Source organism: Hydrogenibacillus sp. N12 (assembly GCF_019645935.1).
Lineage (GTDB): Bacteria > Bacillota > Bacilli > Thermicanales > DSM-22653 > Hydrogenibacillus > Hydrogenibacillus schlegelii.
Window position 1 is genome coordinate 443,488 of record NZ_CP080953.1, and the last position, 16,304, is coordinate 459,791.

Here is a 16,304-nt window from a genome sequence, read left to right on the forward strand (position 1 = left end):
GTAAGCCGGATGCGGTCGGCGGACCGAACGGGTCGGCGGGCCGGTTGCGGCAACGAGAGAAATGAGGCGATGAGCGGTGACCAAGCGCAAAGTGGCGCTTTTGTTCGGCGGTGCATCGGTGGAACACGCCGTCTCGATCCAGTCTGCCCGATCGGTCTTCCGGGCGATCGACCCGGAACGGTACACCGTCCTTCCGGTCGCCATCGCCCGGGACGGAACGTGGCTTTCGCCGGAGGCGTCGTGGGCCCTGCTCCGGGGAGCGGACGTCCCGGCGGCGGGGCCGGCCGGCGGTCCAAAGACCGATCCGCCGGCTTCGCCCGGCTTTCCTCCAGGCCCGCCGTGGCGGGCGGTCGGGTCGCCGCACTTAAACGCGGCGGACGTCGCCTTTCCGCTCTTGCACGGGCCGATGGGGGAAGACGGGACGGTTCAGGGATACCTCGAACTCCTCGGCATCCCGTACGTGGGCTCCGGCGTGCTGGCTTCGGCGGTCGGCATGGACAAGGCGACGATGAAGCGGCTCTTTGCCCTCGAAGGGCTGCCGCAGGTGCGTTACCTCGTCTTCGAGCGGCGGGCGGTCCAGGCGGACCCGGACGCGGTCGCCCGAACGGTGGAAGAGGCTTTTCCTTACCCCGTCTTCGTGAAGCCGGCGAACTCCGGCTCCAGCCTCGGCATCTCCCGGGCCGACGACCGGTCGACGCTCGTGCGGGCCCTTCAGGAAGCGGCGCGGTACGATGCGACCGTCCTCGTCGAGGAGGGCCTCGCCGTCCGGGAGCTCGAGGTGGCGGTCCTCGGCAATGAGCCGCCGGAGGCGTCGGTCGTCGGGGAGGTCGTGCCGCGGCGGGCGTTTTACGACTACGAGGCCAAATACACCGCCGGCGGCGCGGAGCTCCTCGTCCCGGCGCCGATCGACGGGGCGCTCGCCGAGGAGATCCGCGCCCTCGCCCTGCGGGCGTACCGGGCGATCGGCGCCCGGGATCTCGCTCGGGTCGACTTTTTCCTCGACAAGGGGGCGGAGCGGCTCTACGTGAACGAAATCAACACGATGCCCGGTTTTACCGACCGGAGCATGTATCCGCGCCTCTGGGCGGCGAGCGGCCTTGCGTATCCGGCGCTCATCGACCGGCTCGTCGAGGAGGCCCTGCGCCGGGCCGGCGAAAGGAACGATCGACGTTGACCGACGCCCCGACTTCGGAGCGCCTGGCGCCGGAAGACGTTCGGGCGCTCGTCGACTGGTTTCGCCGGGAGGCGCGGGATCTTCCCTGGCGCCGGACGGACGATCCGTACCGCATTCTCATCGCAGAACTGATGCTGCAGCAAACGCAGGTTACGACGGTCCTGCCGTACTACGAGCGGTGGATGGCCCGCTTTCCGACGTTTCGGGCCCTGGCCGAGGCGGAGGAGGCGGAGGTGCTCCGCTTCTGGAGCGGCCTCGGCTACTACGCCCGGGCGCGGCACGCCCACGCTCTCGCCCGGGAAGTCGTCGCCCGCTACGACGGGCGGCTTCCGGACGATCCGGAGGCGCTCAGGCGGCTTCCCGGCATCGGGGCCTACACCGCCGGAGCGGTCCTGTCGATCGCCTTCGGCCGGCCGGAACCGGCGATTGACGGCAACGTCCGGCGGGTTCTGGCGCGGTTTTTCGCCTGGGAGACGCCGGTCGACCGGCCGGCGTTCGACCGGGCGGCGGAAGCGACCCTCCGGCCGGCGTACGGCGCCCTCCGACCGCCGGCGACGCCCCGGACGCTCACCGAGGCCCTCATGGAGCTCGGTGCCCTCGTCTGCACGCCGAAGGCGCCGGCCTGTGGCCGCTGTCCGCTTAAGACCCATTGCGCCGCCCGGGCCCTCGGCCGGCCGGAGGCGTTCCCCGTGCGCCGGCCGCCGGCGCCCAAACGCCGGGAGCACCGGATCGTCTGGATCGTCCGGCGCCGGGACGGCGCCCTGCGGGTCGAGCGCCGGAAGGGGCGCCTCCTCGGCGGCCTCTGGCAGTTTCCCAACGCGCCGTTCGCCCGGCCTCCCTCCGCCGGCGATGACATCGAGCGGCCCGTCCCGACCGATGCCGGCCAGACCGCCGGGGCGGCGGGCGCGTCTTTCGCCGCCGAGGCGCTCCCGCCGGACGCCCTCGGCCGGGCCCAAACCGTCGGCACCGTCGAACACGTCTTCACCCACCGCCTCTGGACGCTCGACGTCCGGACCGTTGCGGCAGAAGCGTGGCCCCTTTCTCCGGAGGCGCAGGAAGCCCGCTGGCTTCCGGAGGAGGAGGTGGCGGCGCTTCCCCTCGCCGGCCCGTTTCGGAAGGCGTATGAACTCTACCGGGCTCGGGCCTTCCCGGATCGGGCGTAAAAACCCCCTTGCGGCCCGTCGGGCCGTCAAGGGGGTTTTCGCTTCACCCGGCAACCGGCTTACCGCCCGAACTTTTTCAGCGCTTCTTCGTACCGCTGGTTGACGACGTCCCAGTTGACGACGTTCCAGAACGCCTGGATGTACTCCGGCCGCCGGTTCTGATACTTCAGGTAGTAGGCGTGCTCCCAGACGTCGAGGCCGAAGACGACCGTCTTCCCTTCCATGACCGGGTTGTCCTGGTTCGGCGTCGTCGTGACGGTGAGTTTCCCATCCGGTTCGACGACGACCCACGCCCAGCCGCTTCCGAACCGTCCCGCCGCCGCCTTGGAAAAGGCGTCCTTAAAGGCCTCAAAGCTGCCGAAGTCCCGGTTGATCGCTTCGGCAAACTTGCCGACCGGCTGGCCCCCTTCGTTTTTCTTCAGCATCGGCCACCAGAAGCTGTGGTTGTAGTGGCCGCCGCCGTTGTTCCGGACCGCCGTCCGGATGTCTTCTGGCAGTTGGTCGAGGGACTGAAGCAGCTCTTCAAGCGGCTTATTTTGCCATGCGGGATATTTTTCGAGGGCGGCGTTCAGGTTCTTGACGTAAGCGCCGTGGTGCCCGTTGTAGTGGATTTCCATCGTCTTGGCGTCAAAATACGGCTCCAGCGCGTCGTAAGGGTACGGAAGCGGCGGCAGTTCGAACATCCCTATCCCTCCTCGCTCAAGCTCGTCTGGGCTCACCGCGTAGTGTTCGCTTTCTAGTCTAAAACAATGCTTGAGGGAAATCAAGGAAACCCCTACGATCGGGTTGGAAATCCTCCCCGGCAGAGGTCCTCGTCCCGGCAGAGAAATTTCCCACGGCATGCTCGGCCCGGCGCCGGGCACAATACAGCCGAGGGGGTGAGGACATGGACCAGAAGACGAAGGCCGGGACGAACGTCGAGCACGTGAAGAAGCGCAACCAGGCGGCTAAGGCGAACCAGGCCGGCGGCTACGGCTCCGAGTTTGCCGCCGAGACGAACGTCGCCGACGTCAAAGCGGAAAATAAACGGTCGATGCAGAACAAAAAGAGCTGACGCCGGGAGCTTCTGCCGATCCGCCGGGAGGTGGACGGTCCGAAGCAGATCAATACGAGTCAATACGCGCCTGCCGTTCGGCAGGCGCGTTTTGGCATGGATCGTCGGGGCGGTTTGGGACCGGCCGGCGGGTGAGGTACAATAACGGAGGCAGACAAAAAAAGGAAAGCCAGCGGGGGATGCGCCGTGCATTACCGGCACATCGGCGACCGGTTCGACATCGAAAGCTACAAGTACGACGGCAAGCTGCACCGCCGATGGTCGGGCAACCTGCTGCTCGCCGATGGTCGGCGCATCATCTGCGGGAACGACCGGGTGGCGGTCACCGAGGCGGACGGCAAGACGTGGACGACCCGAGAGCCGGCGATCTGCTTTTTCGATCGCCGGGAGTGGTTCAACGTCATCGCCATGCTTCGGGAGGACGGCGTGCATTTTTACTGCAATATAAGCACCCCCGCCGAGTGGCGGCGGGGGACGCTCACCTACGTGGACCTCGATCTCGACGTCCGGGTGACGCCGGACGGCGAGGTGGAGGTCCTGGACAAAGAGGAATTTCGGGTCAACCGGGAGCGGTATGCCTATCCCCTCAAGGTCGTCACCCAGGCCCGGCGCGCTCTCGGCCGGTTGCTCCGCCTCATCCAGGCCCGCCGGCCGCCGTTTGATCCCGACGTCGTCCATCGCTACCACGCGCGCTTTGTCCGGCTCGTCGGCTCCTGACGGCGGCGCCATGGTTTGAAGCCGGAAGGAGGCATGGCGGTGAAGGCGCCTTCCGGCCGATCGGGGCCCCGCCGGCCGGCGCGAAGCGCTACGGCCGCCGCGGAGCCGCCGCCATCTCGCGGAACGTCGCCTCGGCGGCGGCGAGCGTCTCGGCGACGTCGGCGTCGGAGTGAGGGGCCATGACGAACCACGCTTCGAATTTCGACGGCGGAAGGAGCACGCCGCGCCGCAGCATGCCGCGGAAGAAGGCGGCGTAAAGGGCCCCGTCCGCCGCCTCGGCGTCCGCGTACGTTCGAACCGGCCGGTCGGTAAAATGGGTGGAAAAGGCGCCCCCGACGCGGTTGATCTGAAGCGGGATGCCGTAGCGGTCGGAAAGCGCAAGCAGCCCGTCCGCGAGCGCCCGAGCTTTGGCCTCGAGGCCGTCGTAGAGCCCCGGCGCCTGAAGCGCCTCGAGCAGGGCCAGCCCCGCCCGCACCGAGGCGGGGTTCCCGGCCATCGTCCCGGCCTGATACACCGGGCCTTCCGGCGCCACAAGGGCCATGATCTCGGCCCGGCCGCCGTAAGCGCCGATCGGGAGGCCGCCGCCGATGATCTTGCCGAGGGCGATGAGGTCGGCTCTCGTCCCGAGCATCGGCATGACGCTGCCGTAGCGGAAGCGAAAGGCGGTGATCACCTCGTCGTAGACGACGAGGGCGCCGCATTCCCGGGCGAGGCGGTGGATCGCCTCGAGAAACGCCGGTTCCGGCGGCACGATGCCGAAGTTGCCGACGATCGGTTCGACGACGATCGCCGCGAGCTCCGATCCGAAGCGTTCCACGGCGAGCGCCAGGGCTTCGGAATCGTTGTACGGGACGGTGACGACGTCCCGGGCGACGGACGCCGGCACGCCGGCGGCATCCGGCACGCCGAGGGTCGCCGGCCCGCTCCCGGCGGCGACGAGGACGAGGTCGAAATGGCCGTGGTAGGCGCCGGCAAACTTGATGATTTTCGACCGACCGGTGTATGCCCGCGCCAGGCGGACGGCCGTCATCACCGCCTCCGTGCCGGAGTTCGTGAGCCGAACCCGCTCGAGCTCCGGGATCGCCGCTCGAAGGCGCTCGGCAAACTCCACTTCATAGGGCGTCGGCGTCCCGAAGAGCGTCCCCTCCTCGGCCGCCTGCCGGATCGCCCGAACGAGGGCCGGGTGGGCGTGGCCGAGGATGAGGGGGCCGAAAGCCGCCAGGTAGTCGATATATCGCCGGCCGTCGACGTCGTACAGGTACGCCCCCTCACCGCGCACAAAAAAACGCGGCGCCCCGCCGCCAACCGCTTTGTAGCTCCGGGACGGGCTGTTCACGCCGCCGGTGATGACATCGAGCGCCCGGGCGTACCACGCTTCATGCCGATCGAGCGCCTGCGCCTCGTTTCTTCCGTTCGTTGTTCGTTTCATTGTTCGTTCTCCTGTCGGTTAAACAGCCAGATGTATTCCAGAAGCTGAAGCACCGCCACAAGCGTTGCCGCGACGTACGTCAGGGCGGCGGCGCCGAGCACCCGGTCCGCCCCGCGCTTTTCCGCCGGGCTGATGATCCCGAGGCGGACCATCTGCTCCTTCGCCCGCCGGGACGCGTCAAACTCGACCGGCAGGGTGACGACGTGGAAGAGGACGGCAAAGCTGAAGGCGATGATTCCGAGGAGCAGAAGACCCGATAGCTTGAAGAAAAACCCGGCGAGCAGAAGGAGCGGCGCGATGCCGGAGGCAAACTGCGTCACCGGCACCATCGCGTGCCGGAAGACGAGCATCGGATAGCGGACCTTGTGCTGGATCGCATGGCCGACTTCATGGCAGGCGACGGATACGGCGGAGATCGAACGCCCGCTGTAGACCGGCTCCGACAGGCGGATGACCTTGGCCACCGGGTCGTAATGATCGGTCAGCGTCCCCGGCACCGGTTCGATCCGGACGTCGGTGATGCCGTTCGCGTATAACATCTCCCGCGCCGCTTCGGCGCCGGTCAGGCCCGAGGAGGCGCGTTCCCGGGAATGCGCATGAAACGTCCCCTGGACCCGAAACTGAGCCCACATCGCCAGGCCGAAGGCGGCCAGGATGAGGATCGTCCACGGAGTATAAAAGTACATGCGGGTCTCCCCCTTCGCCACATGCTCCCCCATTTAGATTCATATCGGAGCGCTCCGGTGTTGTCAAGGCATTGCCGGGCGCCGAAAGGCGGGAGGTCTATCGTGCCCATCCGCATGACCGAACTGGCCCATCAGATCCTCGACCGGGCGCTCCGTCCGGGCGATCGCGCCGTCGACGCCACTGCCGGAAGCGGCCGGGACACCGTTTTTTTGGCCGAACGGGTTGGACCGTCCGGGGTGGTGTACGCCTTCGACATCCAGCCGGAGGCGCTGGAGCGGGCCCGGCGGCGCCTCGAGCGCCGGGGCCTCGCCAACGTCCGCTGGCTCATGCACGATCACGCCGAACTCCCTCAATTCGTCCCGCCGGGGATCGCCGCCGCCGTCTTCAACCTCGGCTTTTGGCCCGAAGGCCGCCCGGACCTCACCACCCGCACCCCGACGACCCTTGCCGCCGTGAAGGCGGCCCTCGCTCTGCTCAGGCCCGGCGGAGTGCTCACCGTCATTGCCTATCCGGGCCACCCGGAAGGGGCCCGGGAAGCCGAGGCGCTGGAGCGCTTTTTCGCGGTCCTTCCTCACCCGGCGTATCACGTCTACACCTTTCGCCGGATGAACGGCCCCGACCGCCCCGGGAAAGACGGGACCGCCTCGTCTCCCGATCCCCCCGGAAACGGCGGCCCCATCGCGGCCACAGGTCGCCTCGAAGGGGACGGTGTCGTCGCGGCCTCCGACCGTCCGGAGACGGTCGGCCCCACCGGCTCCTCCGAGCGGACGGCCCGGCGGTCGCCGATCTTGTACGCCGTTCAAAAATACGCCGTTCAAAAGGGCGGGATGCACGGGGCGGACAAACATGATACGATGGGGGAGGAAAACGCCGGAGACCTTGAGTCCTGGACGTCGGAGATCTTGAACCCTTGACGGGAGGGAATGCGATGAACGATGAAACCCGCCGTCCGGCTCCGCCGAACGTCGGCGAGCCGGCGCCGGATTTTGCCCTGCCCGCCGCAGGCGGCACCGTCGTCCGCCTCAGCGATTTTCGCGGACAGAAAGTCGTCCTTTATTTTTACCCGAAAGACGACACCCCCGGCTGCACCCGAGAGGCGATCCAGTTTCGCGACCTCCATCCGACGTTTACCGGCCTCGGGGCCGTCGTCCTCGGCGTAAGCCCCGACCCGATCGAAAGCCACGAAAAGTTCCGCACCAAATACGACCTTCCGTTTCTTCTTCTTTCGGACGCCGACCATGCGGTCGCCGAGCGATACGGCGTCTGGCAGCGGAAGGTCCGCTTCGGCCGGGAGAGCATGGGCATCGTCCGCTCGACGTTTCTCATCGACGAAGCGGGGCGCATCGCCCGCCGCTGGTTGAACGTCAAGGTGGACGGCCACGGGGAAGAAGTCCGGCAGGCGATCGAAGCGATGGAAAACCGCTGACGACTCCAAAAGGGGAGAGGGCCGATGCGCGTCGTCGTCACCGCCCGGCTGGCGGACAAGCACCGGGAGGCGCTCAAAGGAGCGTTTCCGGACGTCCCGTTCGATTTTGTGCCGTCGCTTTCCACCGCTCCGGCGCCGTCCGACACCGAGGTGATCGTCACCTACGGCGACGACCTGGGGGCCGATCGCCTCGCCGCGTTTTCTCGCCTGCGCTGGGTGATGGTTCTCAAAAGCGGCATCGACGGGCTGCCGCGGGAGGCGCTTCTGAACCGGGGGATCGTCGTCACCAACGCCCGGGGCATTCATGCCATTCCGATGGCGGAGCACGTCATCGGACTTCTCCTCGCCCACGTGCGCCGGCTTTACGCCTTTTACGAAGAACAAAAGGCGCGCCGCTGGTCGCCGACCCTTCGCGTCGAGGAGCTCGCCGGAAAGACCGTTCTCATCGTCGGCGCCGGCGCCGTCGGCCGGGCGATCGCCGAGCGGCTCGCCCCGTTCGGCGTCCGGTTGCTCGGCATCCGGCGGTCGTCCGGAGCGCTTTCGCCGTTTGAGCGCATCGGTGACCTTTCCGCCCTGGAGGATTTTTTGCCGGAGGCGGATATCGTCGTCGTCGTGCTGCCGCTCACATCGACGACCGCCGGCCTCTTCGACCGGCGGCGCTTTTCGGCGATGAAGCCCGGCGCCGTCTTCGTCAACGTTGGCCGGGGCGCCCTCGTCGACGAAGGGGCGCTTTGGGAAGCGCTTCGGAAAGAGCGGCTTTCCGCCGCCTATCTGGACGTCTTTGCCGACGAACCGCTCCCGCCGGAGCATCCGTTCTGGACGTTCCCCCGGGTGATCCTCACCCCGCACGTCGCCGGCCGGACGCCCCACTACCTCGAGCGGGCGCTCGAGCTGTTTCGCCGGAACCTCCACCGCTATCGGTCCGGGGATCTCTCCGGCCTGGAAAATCGCGTCGATCTCCGCCGGGGGTATTAGCCCGGCCGTCGGGCTCAATCGCCCGGCCACCGATCAGAAACAAAGCGAGGGAACCGCATGCCGCCTGAGACCGCTCCCCGGCGGGTACCGGTCGAGCGCGAAGCGGACGGGCGGATGGACGAATCCCGTCGCGTTCGACGGATTTTGGACAGCCTCGCGGCCCTGTATCCGGACGCCCGCTGTGAGCTCCATTACGAGACGCCGTTCCAGCTCCTCGTCGCGACGATGCTGTCCGCCCAATCGACCGATGCCAAGGTCAACCAGGTGACGCCGGAGCTGTTCCGCCGCTATCCCGATGCGCGCGCTTTTGCCGCCCTCACGCCGGAAGAGCTGGCGCCGCACATCCAGTCGATCGGCCTTTACCGGACAAAAAGCAAAAACATCATCGAAACGGCCCGGATCCTCGTCGAGCGCTACGGCGGCGAAGTGCCGCGAGACTTCGACGCCCTCGTCGCCCTTCCCGGCGTCGGCCGGAAGACGGCCAACGTCGTCCTGAGCACCGCCTTCGGCCTCCCGGCGATCGCCGTCGACACCCACGTCTTTCGCGTCAGCCGCCGGCTCGGACTCGCCTCCGGCGACACGCCGGAGCGGGTCGAGGCGGAGCTCCGGGAGCGCATCCCGATGAGCGAGTGGGCCGTCACCCATCACCGCCTCATCTGGCACGGCCGCCGGATGTGCCATGCCCGGGCGCCGAAGTGCGACCGCTGCCCGCTTTGGGTCGACTGTCCGCACGGTTTAAAGGCCGCCCGATCAGGACAAAAAAATCAAGATCCGCCAGTTGACAACATCGGCCGTGGCGATTAAAGTTAAAAAAGGAGAAGGAAAAAAGGTTAGCGGCCTCATTCACTGAGAACGGTTCTCATTACAATTCCAACCGATTCCGAACCTCACCCGATCGTGAGAGGCCGATCGCCAAACAGTGAAATCGCTTCATGTCCAAGCGCCCGCTGCGGCGCCTTCTTTCCCGGACTTATTGATAAAGATTCTCAGTTATAGGGCCGCCGTGAAAAGGGGGTCAGGGTGGTGCAGAAGTTAGCAGCAACCTCCGAACGCGTCTACGCCGACGGCGAAAAAGCATTCGAAGCCCGATTCCAGGAAGCGGTCGAGGCGCTTCGGGCGCGGGGCATCCGCATGACGCCACAGCGCCATGCCATCCTTGCCTATATGCTGAAGACCCGTTCTCATCCGACGGCTGATGAGATCTACAAAGCCTTGTCGCCGGGCTTTCCGAGCATGAGCGTCGCCACGGTGTACAACAACCTGAAGCTCTTCAAAGAAGTCGGGCTCGTGCGGGAGCTCACCTTCGGCGATCAGGCGAGCCGTTTTGACGGCCAGCTGCACGACCACTATCATGTCGTCTGCGTCGTTTGCGGTCGGATCGAAGACGTTGAATACCCCGCCGACGGCCGGCTCCCCGTCGCCCTGCTCCGGCAAGAAGTGCTGCGGCAGACCGGTTTCCGCCCCCTCGAGCACCGGTTTGAAGTTTACGGCATCTGCAGCGACTGCCAGAAGGCCGGACGGAGCCCCGAGCGACCGGCGCCCGCTGCCGGCGCGTCGGCCGACGAAGCGCCCCGGCGTCCGGCGGCGATTGTGCCGGCGGCCGAAGAAACCGGGGCGTGACGTCTCATCGGCCGTCCCGTGGCACCTTTGCCCGCCGGCCGGCCTGTCCTGTCTCCGGGTCCTTTCGCCGTTGACCCCCAATCGGTTTGCCCCATCCCTCGGCGCGGCGGCGCCTATTCTTTTTTTTCCTCTTCCCGAAAGCAGGGGTCGAGGGTGAGCCGCTGTCCGCAGTAAAGGCACCGGTCGTGCATGCCGAGCATCTTCGTCTCCCGGCCGCACGTCGGGCAGACGACCCGGACGGCCCGCATCGATAGGGCGCCGATCAGAAAATACGAAAGGCCGCTTCCGATGACGAAGAGAAAGCCGGCGACCATGAGCCCACCGGCGAGAAGCGGCAGACCTTTCAACAAAATCGCGCCGTACATGAGGAGAAAGCCGGCCAAGAGCGCCAGCAGGCTGATCGAGCGGTAGGCGTTCAGCTTGCCGCGAAACAACGGCCTCCCTCCTTGGACGAACGACCTTGAGGCCCTCATCGACCGGCGGTCGCTAAAGACCAACGGAGGCCGAGGGCAAAAGGGCCGCCCGGTGATGAACGGCGGCGCCGCGACGCGCCGGCCCTCCTGAGGCGAGTATAGCCGATCGGCGGTCCTGCGTCATGGCCTTTCGTCAGTTGATGCAATAATTACCAAAACCGAAACCCTTGACAGGGAAGAGACGTTATGATACATTAGCCAATGTCGCTGCTCGAAACCGGGCGGCATCGTGAAGCGAGCAGGCGTTCCTTGAAAACTAAACAGCACCCGCCCTGTGAGGAAGGCCTTTCCGGGACCGGCGGGCGGCTTAAGGAGCCGGGGTGGAGCCGGCGGCCTTGGTCGTCTGTTGGGACTGGGGGGGATTGGAAGGCCCTGGCGGCGACGCTGGGGATGGATCGGAGAGTTTGATCCTGGCTCAGGACGAACGCTGGCGGCGCGCCTAATACATGCAAGTCGGGCGGAGCTTGAGGGGGGGTTAACCCTCTGAGAGCTTAGCGGCGGACGGGTGAGTAACACGTAGGCAACCTGCCCTAAAGACCGGGATAACACCGGGAAACCGGTGCTAATACCGGATAGATTGTCCTGGCGCATGCTGGGGCAAGGAAAGGGGAGACCTGCTTTAGGAGGGGCCTGCGGCGCATTAGCTGGTTGGTGGGGTAACGGCCTACCAAGGCGATGATGCGTAGCCGGCCTGAGAGGGTGACCGGCCACACTGGGACTGAGACACGGCCCAGACTCCTACGGGAGGCAGCAGTAGGGAATCTTCCGCAATGGGCGGAAGCCTGACGGAGCGACGCCGCGTGGGGGAGGAAGGCCTTCGGGTTGTAAACCCCTGTTGTCGGGGAAGAAGGGCTGCGTGAGCGGCATTGACGGTACCCGACGAGGAAGCCCCGGCTAACTACGTGCCAGCAGCCGCGGTAATACGTAGGGGGCGAGCGTTGTCCGGAATGACTGGGCGTAAAGGGCGCGTAGGCGGCCTGTTAAGTCTGCTGTGAAAGGCCACGGCTCAACCGTGGGGGTGCAGCGGAAACTGGCGGGCTTGAGTGCAGGAGAGGTGCGCGGAATTCCCGGTGTAGCGGTGAAATGCGTAGAGATCGGGAGGAACACCGATGGCGAAGGCAGCGCACTGGCCTGTAACTGACGCTGAGGCGCGAAAGCGTGGGGAGCGAACAGGATTAGATACCCTGGTAGTCCACGCTGTAAACGATGGGTGCTAGGTGTGGGTGGGGCGACCCATCCGTGCCGGAGTTCACACATTAAGCACCCCGCCTGGGGAGTACGGCCGCAAGGCTGAAACTCAAAGGAATTGACGGGGGCCCGCACAAGCGGTGGAGCATGTGGTTTAATTCGAAGCAACGCGAAGAACCTTACCAGGGCTTGACATCCCGCTGACGGGTTCAGAGATGGGCCTTTCCCGCGAGGGACGGCGGAGACAGGTGGTGCATGGTTGTCGTCAGCTCGTGTCGTGAGATGTTGGGTTAAGTCCCGCAACGAGCGCAACCCCTGCCCTTAGTTGCCAGCGGGTGGAGCCGGGCACTCTAAGGGGACTGCCGCCGACGAGGCGGAGGAAGGTGGGGATGACGTCAAATCATCATGCCCCTTATGCCCTGGGCTACACACGTGCTACAATGGCCGGTACAGCGGGAAGCGAAGCCGCGAGGCGGAGCGGATCCCTGAAAGCCGGTCTCAGTTCGGATTGCAGGCTGCAACTCGCCTGCATGAAGGCGGAATCGCTAGTAATCGCGGATCAGCATGCCGCGGTGAATCCGTTCCCGGGCCTTGTACACACCGCCCGTCACACCATGGGAGTCGGGGGCGCCCGAAGGCGCGAGCAGCGCTGAAGGCGAACCTGGCGACTGGGGTGAAGTCGTAACAAGGTATCCGTACCGGAAGGTGCGGATGGATCACCTCCTTTCTAGGAGCTGGGGCTGGGTGCTGTTTAGTTTTGAGGGAATGCTTCCCTCATCTGCTCCTTGAAAACTGGATCGTGGGCGAGGCAAAGGTGGAAGGGCGCACGGTGGATGCCTCGGCGCCAGGAGCCGATGAAGGGCGCGGCAAGCGGCGAAATGCCCCGGGGAGCCGCAAGCGGGCCGGGATCCGGGGGTGCCCGAATGGGGGAACCCGCCAGGGTGGAGCCCTGGCATCCTGCGCTGAATCCATAGGCGCAGGAGGGCAACCGGGGGAACTGAAACATCTCAGTACCCCGAGGAGAAGAAAGCAACCGCGATTCCCCGAGTAGCGGCGAGCGAAAGGGGAGGAGCCCAAACCGGACGGAAGTCCGGGGTTGTAGGACCGGGCCGCATGGGAGTGACAAAGAGAGGGCGTAGGCGAACGGACCTGGAACGGTCGGCCGGAGAAGGTGAGAGCCCTGTAGCCGAAACGCTCTTTCCTCCTGGCCCGGCTCCTGAGTACCGCGGGACACGAGGAATCCCGCGGGAAGCGGGGAGGACCACCTCCCAAGGCTAAATACTCCCTGGCGACCGATAGCGGAGGAGTACCGTGAGGGAACGGTGAAAAGCACCCCGGGAGGGGAGTGAAAGAGGACCTGAAACCGTGTGCCCACAAGCAGTCGGAGCCCGTCGATGGGTGACGGCGTGCCTTTTGCAGAATGAGCCGGCGAGTGACGCTTGCATGCGAGGTTAAGGCCTTCAGGGCCGGAGCCGGAGCGAAAGCGAGTCTGAAGAGGGCGGGAGTATGCAGGCGTCGACCCGAAACCGGGTGATCTACCCATGTCCAGGGTGAAGGTCGGCGAAATCCGACTGGAGGCCCGAACCCACTGGTGTTGCAAAACCAGGGGATGAGGTGTGGGTAGGGGTGAAAAGCCAACCGAACCCGGAGATAGCTGGTTCTCCCCGAAATCGCTTGAGGGCGAGCCTCAAGGGGAGCGCCTGGGAGGTAGAGCACTGATTGGGTGCGGGGCCCGCGAGGGCTACCAAGCCCTGTCAAACTGCGAATGCCCGGGCGTGGTCCTTGGGAGTCAGACGGCGGGGGATAAGCTTCGTCGTCGAGAGGGAAAGAGCCCAGACCGGCCGCTAAGGTCCCGGAGTTTGCGCTTAGTGGGAAACGATGTGGCGCTGCGAAGACAACCAGGATGTTGGCTTAGAAGCAGCCATCATTCAAAGAGTGCGTAATAGCTCACTGGTCGAGTGGCGCTGCGCGGAAAATGTAACGGGGCTAAGCGCGACACCGAAGCGCCGGGCACGAGGAGTGCGGTAGGGGAGCGTTCCCTGGGCGTAGAAGCGCGACCGGGAGGGCGCGTGGAGCGCAGGGAAGCGAGAATGCCGGCGTGAGTAGCGAGAAGGTCGGTGAGAATCCGACCCGCCGAAAGCCCAAGGGTTCCTGAGGAAGGCTCGTCCGCTCAGGGTAAGTCGGGACCTAAGGCGAGGCCGCGAGGCGTAGCTGATGGGAAACGGGTGGAGAATCCCGTACCGCTCCCGGCCGTTTGAGCGACGGGGGGACGCAGGGGGTCCGAAGGCGCGCGCGGGATGGAAGAGCGCGTCCAAGCGGCGAGGGTGGTGCGCAGGCAAATCCGCGCGCCGGAAGCCTGAGCCGTGACGGGGAGGGAAGGCGAGTACCGAAGGCCTTCCGGATCGCACTGCCGAGAAAAGCCTCTAGCGAGGCCTGGGAGCGCCCGTACCGGAAACCGACACAGGTGGGCGAGGAGAGGATCCTCAGGCGCGCGAGCGAACTCCTGCTAAGGAACTCGGCAAAATGGCCCCGTAACTTCGGGAGAAGGGGCGCCTGTCTTGGAAGGCAGGCCGCAGAGAAGTGGCCCAGGCGACTGTTTAGCAAAAACACAGGTCTCTGCGAAGCCGTAAGGCGACGTATAGGGGCTGACGCCTGCCCGGTGCTGGAAGGTTAAGGGGAAGGGTTAGGGTATAGGCCCGAAGCTCTGAACCGAAGCCCCAGTAAACGGCGGCCGTAACTATAACGGTCCTAAGGTAGCGAAATTCCTTGTCGGGTAAGTTCCGACCCGCACGAAAGGCGTAACGACCTGGGCGCTGTCTCGGCAGGAGGCTCGGTGAAATCGTAGTCCCTGTGAAGATGCAGGGTACCCGCGACTAGACGGCAAGACCCCGTGGAGCTTTACTGCAGCCTGATATTGTGGTTTGCCGCCTTCTGTACAGGATAGGTGGGAGCCTGGGAAGCGTCCTCGTCAGGGGGCGCGGAGGCGGCGGTGGGATACCACCCTGGAGGCGGCGGACGACTCACCCGCGGCCGTGAGCCGGTCGGGGGACCGTGTCAGGCGGGCAGTTTGACTGGGGCGGTCGCCTCCTAAAGGGTAACGGAGGCGCCCAAAGGTCCCCTCAGCGCGGATGGAAATCGCGCGGAGCGTGCAAAGGCGAGAAGGGGGCTTGACTGCGAGACCGACGGGTCGAGCAGGGACGAAAGTCGGGCTTAGTGATCCGGTGGTGCCGAGTGGAAGGGCCATCGCTCAACGGATAAAAGCTACCCCGGGGATAACAGGCTGATCTCCCCCAAGAGTCCACATCGACGGGGAGGTTTGGCACCTCGATGTCGGCTCATCGCATCCTGGGGCTGGAGCCGGTCCCAAGGGTTGGGCTGTTCGCCCATTAAAGCGGTACGTGAGCTGGGTTCAGAACGTCGTGAGACAGTTCGGTCCCTATCTGTCGCGGGCGGAGGAAATTTGAGGGGAGTCGTCCCTAGTACGAGAGGACCGGGACGGACGCACCGCTGGTGTACCAGTTGTGCCGCCAGGCGCACCGCTGGGTAGCCAAGTGCGGACGGGATAAGCGCTGAAAGCATCTAAGCGCGAAGCCCACCCCAAGATGAGATTTCCCACCGGCTTGACCGGGTAAGACCCCTCGTAGACGACGAGGTCGATCGGTCCGAGGTGGAAGCGCGGTAACGCGTGAAGCTGACGGATCCGAATCGGTCGAGGCTTTGCCTCCCCACGATCCGGTTTTGAGGGAGTAGGGGTTGAATTCTACGGCCGAAGGCTGTATAATATTCGTTGCCCCTACGAGATCCCTGCTCCTGTAGCTCAGTCGGTAGAGCGCATCCTTGGTAAGGATGAGGTCGCAGGTTCGATTCCTGTCGGGAGCACCACGTCCGTGGCCCGTTGGTGAAGTGGACAAACACACCGCCCTTTCAAGGCGGCATTCAGGGGTTCGAATCCCCTACGGGTCACCAGCTTGAAGGTGGACGATTAGCTCAGTGGGAGAGCGCTTGCTTCACACGCAAGAGGTCGGCGGTTCGAAACCGTCATCGTCCACCATTCTTCTCTCATCGCGGGGTGGAGCAGTTCGGTAGCTCGTCGGGCTCATAACCCGAAGGTCGCAGGTTCAAATCCTGCCCCCGCAACCAAAGCGGTGCTGTGGTGTAGGGGTTAACACACCGGTCTGTCACACCGGAGATCGCGGGTTCAAGTCCCGTCAGCACCGCCATTCTTTCCTTAAGCGCATCGACAGACAGAAGGCGTGACGGATACCCGAGCGCGCCTAAGACGCCCTCCCGAGATGCGGGTGTGGCGGAACTGGCAGACGCACTAGACTTAGGATCTAGGGCCTCGTGCGTGGGGGTTCGAGTCCCTCCACCCGCACCACCCTTCCACCCGGCTTCCGG

General features: G+C 65.5%; 13 protein-coding genes, 6 tRNA genes and 2 rRNA genes. 17 read left to right on the forward strand and 4 right to left on the reverse strand.

The window, feature by feature from the left end; translation table 11 throughout:
- Positions 1 to 76: 76 nt before the first annotated feature.
- Together K2M58_RS02050 and mutY are read left to right on the forward strand one after the other, a co-directional pair.
- Positions 77 to 1,174, forward strand: a complete 1,098-nt coding sequence (locus K2M58_RS02050; protein WP_220678081.1) for a D-alanine--D-alanine ligase family protein — start codon at positions 77 to 79, stop codon at positions 1,172 to 1,174.
- Positions 1,171 to 2,337, forward strand: a complete 1,167-nt coding sequence (gene mutY, locus K2M58_RS02055; protein WP_220678082.1) for an A/G-specific adenine glycosylase — start codon at positions 1,171 to 1,173, stop codon at positions 2,335 to 2,337. The genes K2M58_RS02050 and mutY overlap by 4 nt, the downstream gene beginning before the upstream one ends.
- 59 nt (positions 2,338 to 2,396) lie before the next feature.
- Here mutY and K2M58_RS02060 read toward each other — a convergent pair whose 3' ends face one another.
- The gene (locus tag K2M58_RS02060; protein WP_220678083.1) at positions 2,397 to 3,020 is read right to left on the reverse strand and encodes a superoxide dismutase; all 624 of its coding nucleotides are present in this window, start codon (positions 3,018 to 3,020) and stop codon (positions 2,397 to 2,399) included.
- A gap of 203 nt (positions 3,021 to 3,223) precedes the next feature.
- Here K2M58_RS02060 and K2M58_RS02065 point away from each other — a divergent pair, with 203 nt between their 5' ends.
- Complete coding sequence (locus K2M58_RS02065) at positions 3,224 to 3,391, forward strand: gamma-type small acid-soluble spore protein (RefSeq protein WP_066203073.1); 168 nt, start codon at positions 3,224 to 3,226, stop codon at positions 3,389 to 3,391.
- A 186-nt stretch (positions 3,392 to 3,577) separates the two neighbouring features.
- Complete coding sequence (locus K2M58_RS02070; RefSeq protein ID WP_220678084.1) at positions 3,578 to 4,108, forward strand: DUF402 domain-containing protein; 531 nt, start codon at positions 3,578 to 3,580, stop codon at positions 4,106 to 4,108.
- An 88-nt stretch (positions 4,109 to 4,196) separates the two neighbouring features.
- Here the strand turns inward: K2M58_RS02070 and K2M58_RS02075 are convergent, their stop codons facing one another.
- Together K2M58_RS02075 and K2M58_RS02080 are read right to left on the reverse strand one after the other, a co-directional pair.
- The gene (locus K2M58_RS02075) at positions 4,197 to 5,537 is read right to left on the reverse strand and encodes a glutamate-1-semialdehyde 2,1-aminomutase (RefSeq protein WP_220678085.1); all 1,341 of its coding nucleotides are present in this window, start codon (positions 5,535 to 5,537) and stop codon (positions 4,197 to 4,199) included.
- On the reverse strand, positions 5,534 to 6,223 hold the full coding sequence (locus tag K2M58_RS02080; RefSeq protein WP_220678086.1) for a zinc metallopeptidase: 690 nt from the start codon (positions 6,221 to 6,223) through the stop codon (positions 5,534 to 5,536). The genes K2M58_RS02075 and K2M58_RS02080 overlap by 4 nt, the downstream gene beginning before the upstream one ends.
- Before the next feature lie 102 nt (positions 6,224 to 6,325).
- Between K2M58_RS02080 and K2M58_RS02085 the strand changes: the two genes are divergently transcribed.
- The 5 genes from K2M58_RS02085 to K2M58_RS12925 all read left to right on the forward strand — a co-directional run bounded on the left by K2M58_RS02085 (position 6,326) and on the right by K2M58_RS12925 (position 10,245).
- Complete coding sequence (locus tag K2M58_RS02085) at positions 6,326 to 7,138, forward strand: tRNA 5-(aminomethyl)-2-thiouridylate-methyltransferase MnmM (RefSeq protein WP_220678087.1); 813 nt, start codon at positions 6,326 to 6,328, stop codon at positions 7,136 to 7,138.
- 14 nt (positions 7,139 to 7,152) lie between these two features.
- Positions 7,153 to 7,650 carry a peroxiredoxin gene (locus tag K2M58_RS02090; protein ID WP_220678088.1) on the forward strand — a complete coding sequence of 166 codons (498 nt, stop codon included), beginning with the start codon at positions 7,153 to 7,155 and terminating at the stop codon, positions 7,648 to 7,650.
- A 24-nt stretch (positions 7,651 to 7,674) separates the two neighbouring features.
- A complete protein-coding gene (locus K2M58_RS02095) occupies positions 7,675 to 8,625 on the forward strand; it encodes a D-2-hydroxyacid dehydrogenase (protein ID WP_220678089.1) in 951 nt (316 codons plus the stop codon).
- Between the two features lie 57 nt (positions 8,626 to 8,682).
- Positions 8,683 to 9,429 (forward strand): endonuclease III, encoded by a 747-nt coding sequence (gene nth / locus K2M58_RS02100; RefSeq protein WP_252393504.1) that lies wholly within the window; start codon positions 8,683 to 8,685, stop codon positions 9,427 to 9,429.
- Positions 9,430 to 9,648: 219 nt separating this feature from the next.
- Positions 9,649 to 10,245 carry a Fur family transcriptional regulator gene (locus K2M58_RS12925; RefSeq protein WP_354667524.1) on the forward strand — a complete coding sequence of 199 codons (597 nt, stop codon included), beginning with the start codon at positions 9,649 to 9,651 and terminating at the stop codon, positions 10,243 to 10,245.
- A gap of 113 nt (positions 10,246 to 10,358) precedes the next feature.
- Here K2M58_RS12925 and K2M58_RS02110 read toward each other — a convergent pair whose 3' ends face one another.
- On the reverse strand, positions 10,359 to 10,679 hold the full coding sequence (locus K2M58_RS02110) for a DUF2614 family zinc ribbon-containing protein (RefSeq protein ID WP_220678090.1): 321 nt from the start codon (positions 10,677 to 10,679) through the stop codon (positions 10,359 to 10,361).
- Positions 10,680 to 11,110: 431 nt separating this feature from the next.
- On the opposite strand from K2M58_RS02110, the gene K2M58_RS02115 reads away from it, so the two are divergent.
- From K2M58_RS02115 to K2M58_RS02150, 8 genes are all read left to right on the forward strand, one after another.
- Positions 11,111 to 12,633 (forward strand): 16S ribosomal RNA (locus K2M58_RS02115).
- A 79-nt stretch (positions 12,634 to 12,712) separates the two neighbouring features.
- A 23S ribosomal RNA gene (locus tag K2M58_RS02120) occupies positions 12,713 to 15,631 on the forward strand.
- Together the 16S and 23S rRNA genes with 6 tRNA genes alongside form the textbook arrangement of a ribosomal RNA operon.
- An 81-nt stretch (positions 15,632 to 15,712) precedes the next feature.
- A tRNA-Thr gene (locus K2M58_RS02125) sits at positions 15,713 to 15,788 on the forward strand.
- Between the two features lie 7 nt (positions 15,789 to 15,795).
- Positions 15,796 to 15,872, forward strand: a tRNA-Glu gene (locus K2M58_RS02130).
- A gap of 10 nt (positions 15,873 to 15,882) precedes the next feature.
- A tRNA-Val gene (locus K2M58_RS02135) sits at positions 15,883 to 15,957 on the forward strand.
- A 12-nt stretch (positions 15,958 to 15,969) separates the two neighbouring features.
- Positions 15,970 to 16,046, forward strand: a tRNA-Met gene (locus tag K2M58_RS02140).
- Between the two features lie 4 nt (positions 16,047 to 16,050).
- Positions 16,051 to 16,126 (forward strand) — tRNA-Asp (locus tag K2M58_RS02145).
- Between the two features lie 74 nt (positions 16,127 to 16,200).
- Positions 16,201 to 16,284: transfer RNA gene (locus tag K2M58_RS02150), tRNA-Leu, on the forward strand.
- Positions 16,285 to 16,304 lie beyond the last annotated feature (20 nt).

Bases quoted from the DNA above. Each gene is read 5' to 3' on its own strand.
- K2M58_RS02060 (WP_220678083.1), bottom strand. From the start codon at position 3,020: ATGTTCGAACTGCCGCCGCTTCCGTACCCTTACGACGCGCTGGAGCCG.
- K2M58_RS02065 (WP_066203073.1), top strand. From the start codon at position 3,224: ATGGACCAGAAGACGAAGGCCGGGACGAACGTCGAGCACGTGAAGAAG.
- K2M58_RS02075 (WP_220678085.1), bottom strand. From the start codon at position 5,537: ATGAAACGAACAACGAACGGAAGAAACGAGGCGCAGGCGCTCGATCGG.
- K2M58_RS02080 (WP_220678086.1), bottom strand. From the start codon at position 6,223: ATGTACTTTTATACTCCGTGGACGATCCTCATCCTGGCCGCCTTCGGC.
- K2M58_RS02090 (WP_220678088.1), top strand. From the start codon at position 7,153: ATGAACGATGAAACCCGCCGTCCGGCTCCGCCGAACGTCGGCGAGCCG.
- K2M58_RS02095 (WP_220678089.1), top strand. From the start codon at position 7,675: ATGCGCGTCGTCGTCACCGCCCGGCTGGCGGACAAGCACCGGGAGGCG.
- nth (WP_252393504.1), top strand. From the start codon at position 8,683: ATGCCGCCTGAGACCGCTCCCCGGCGGGTACCGGTCGAGCGCGAAGCG.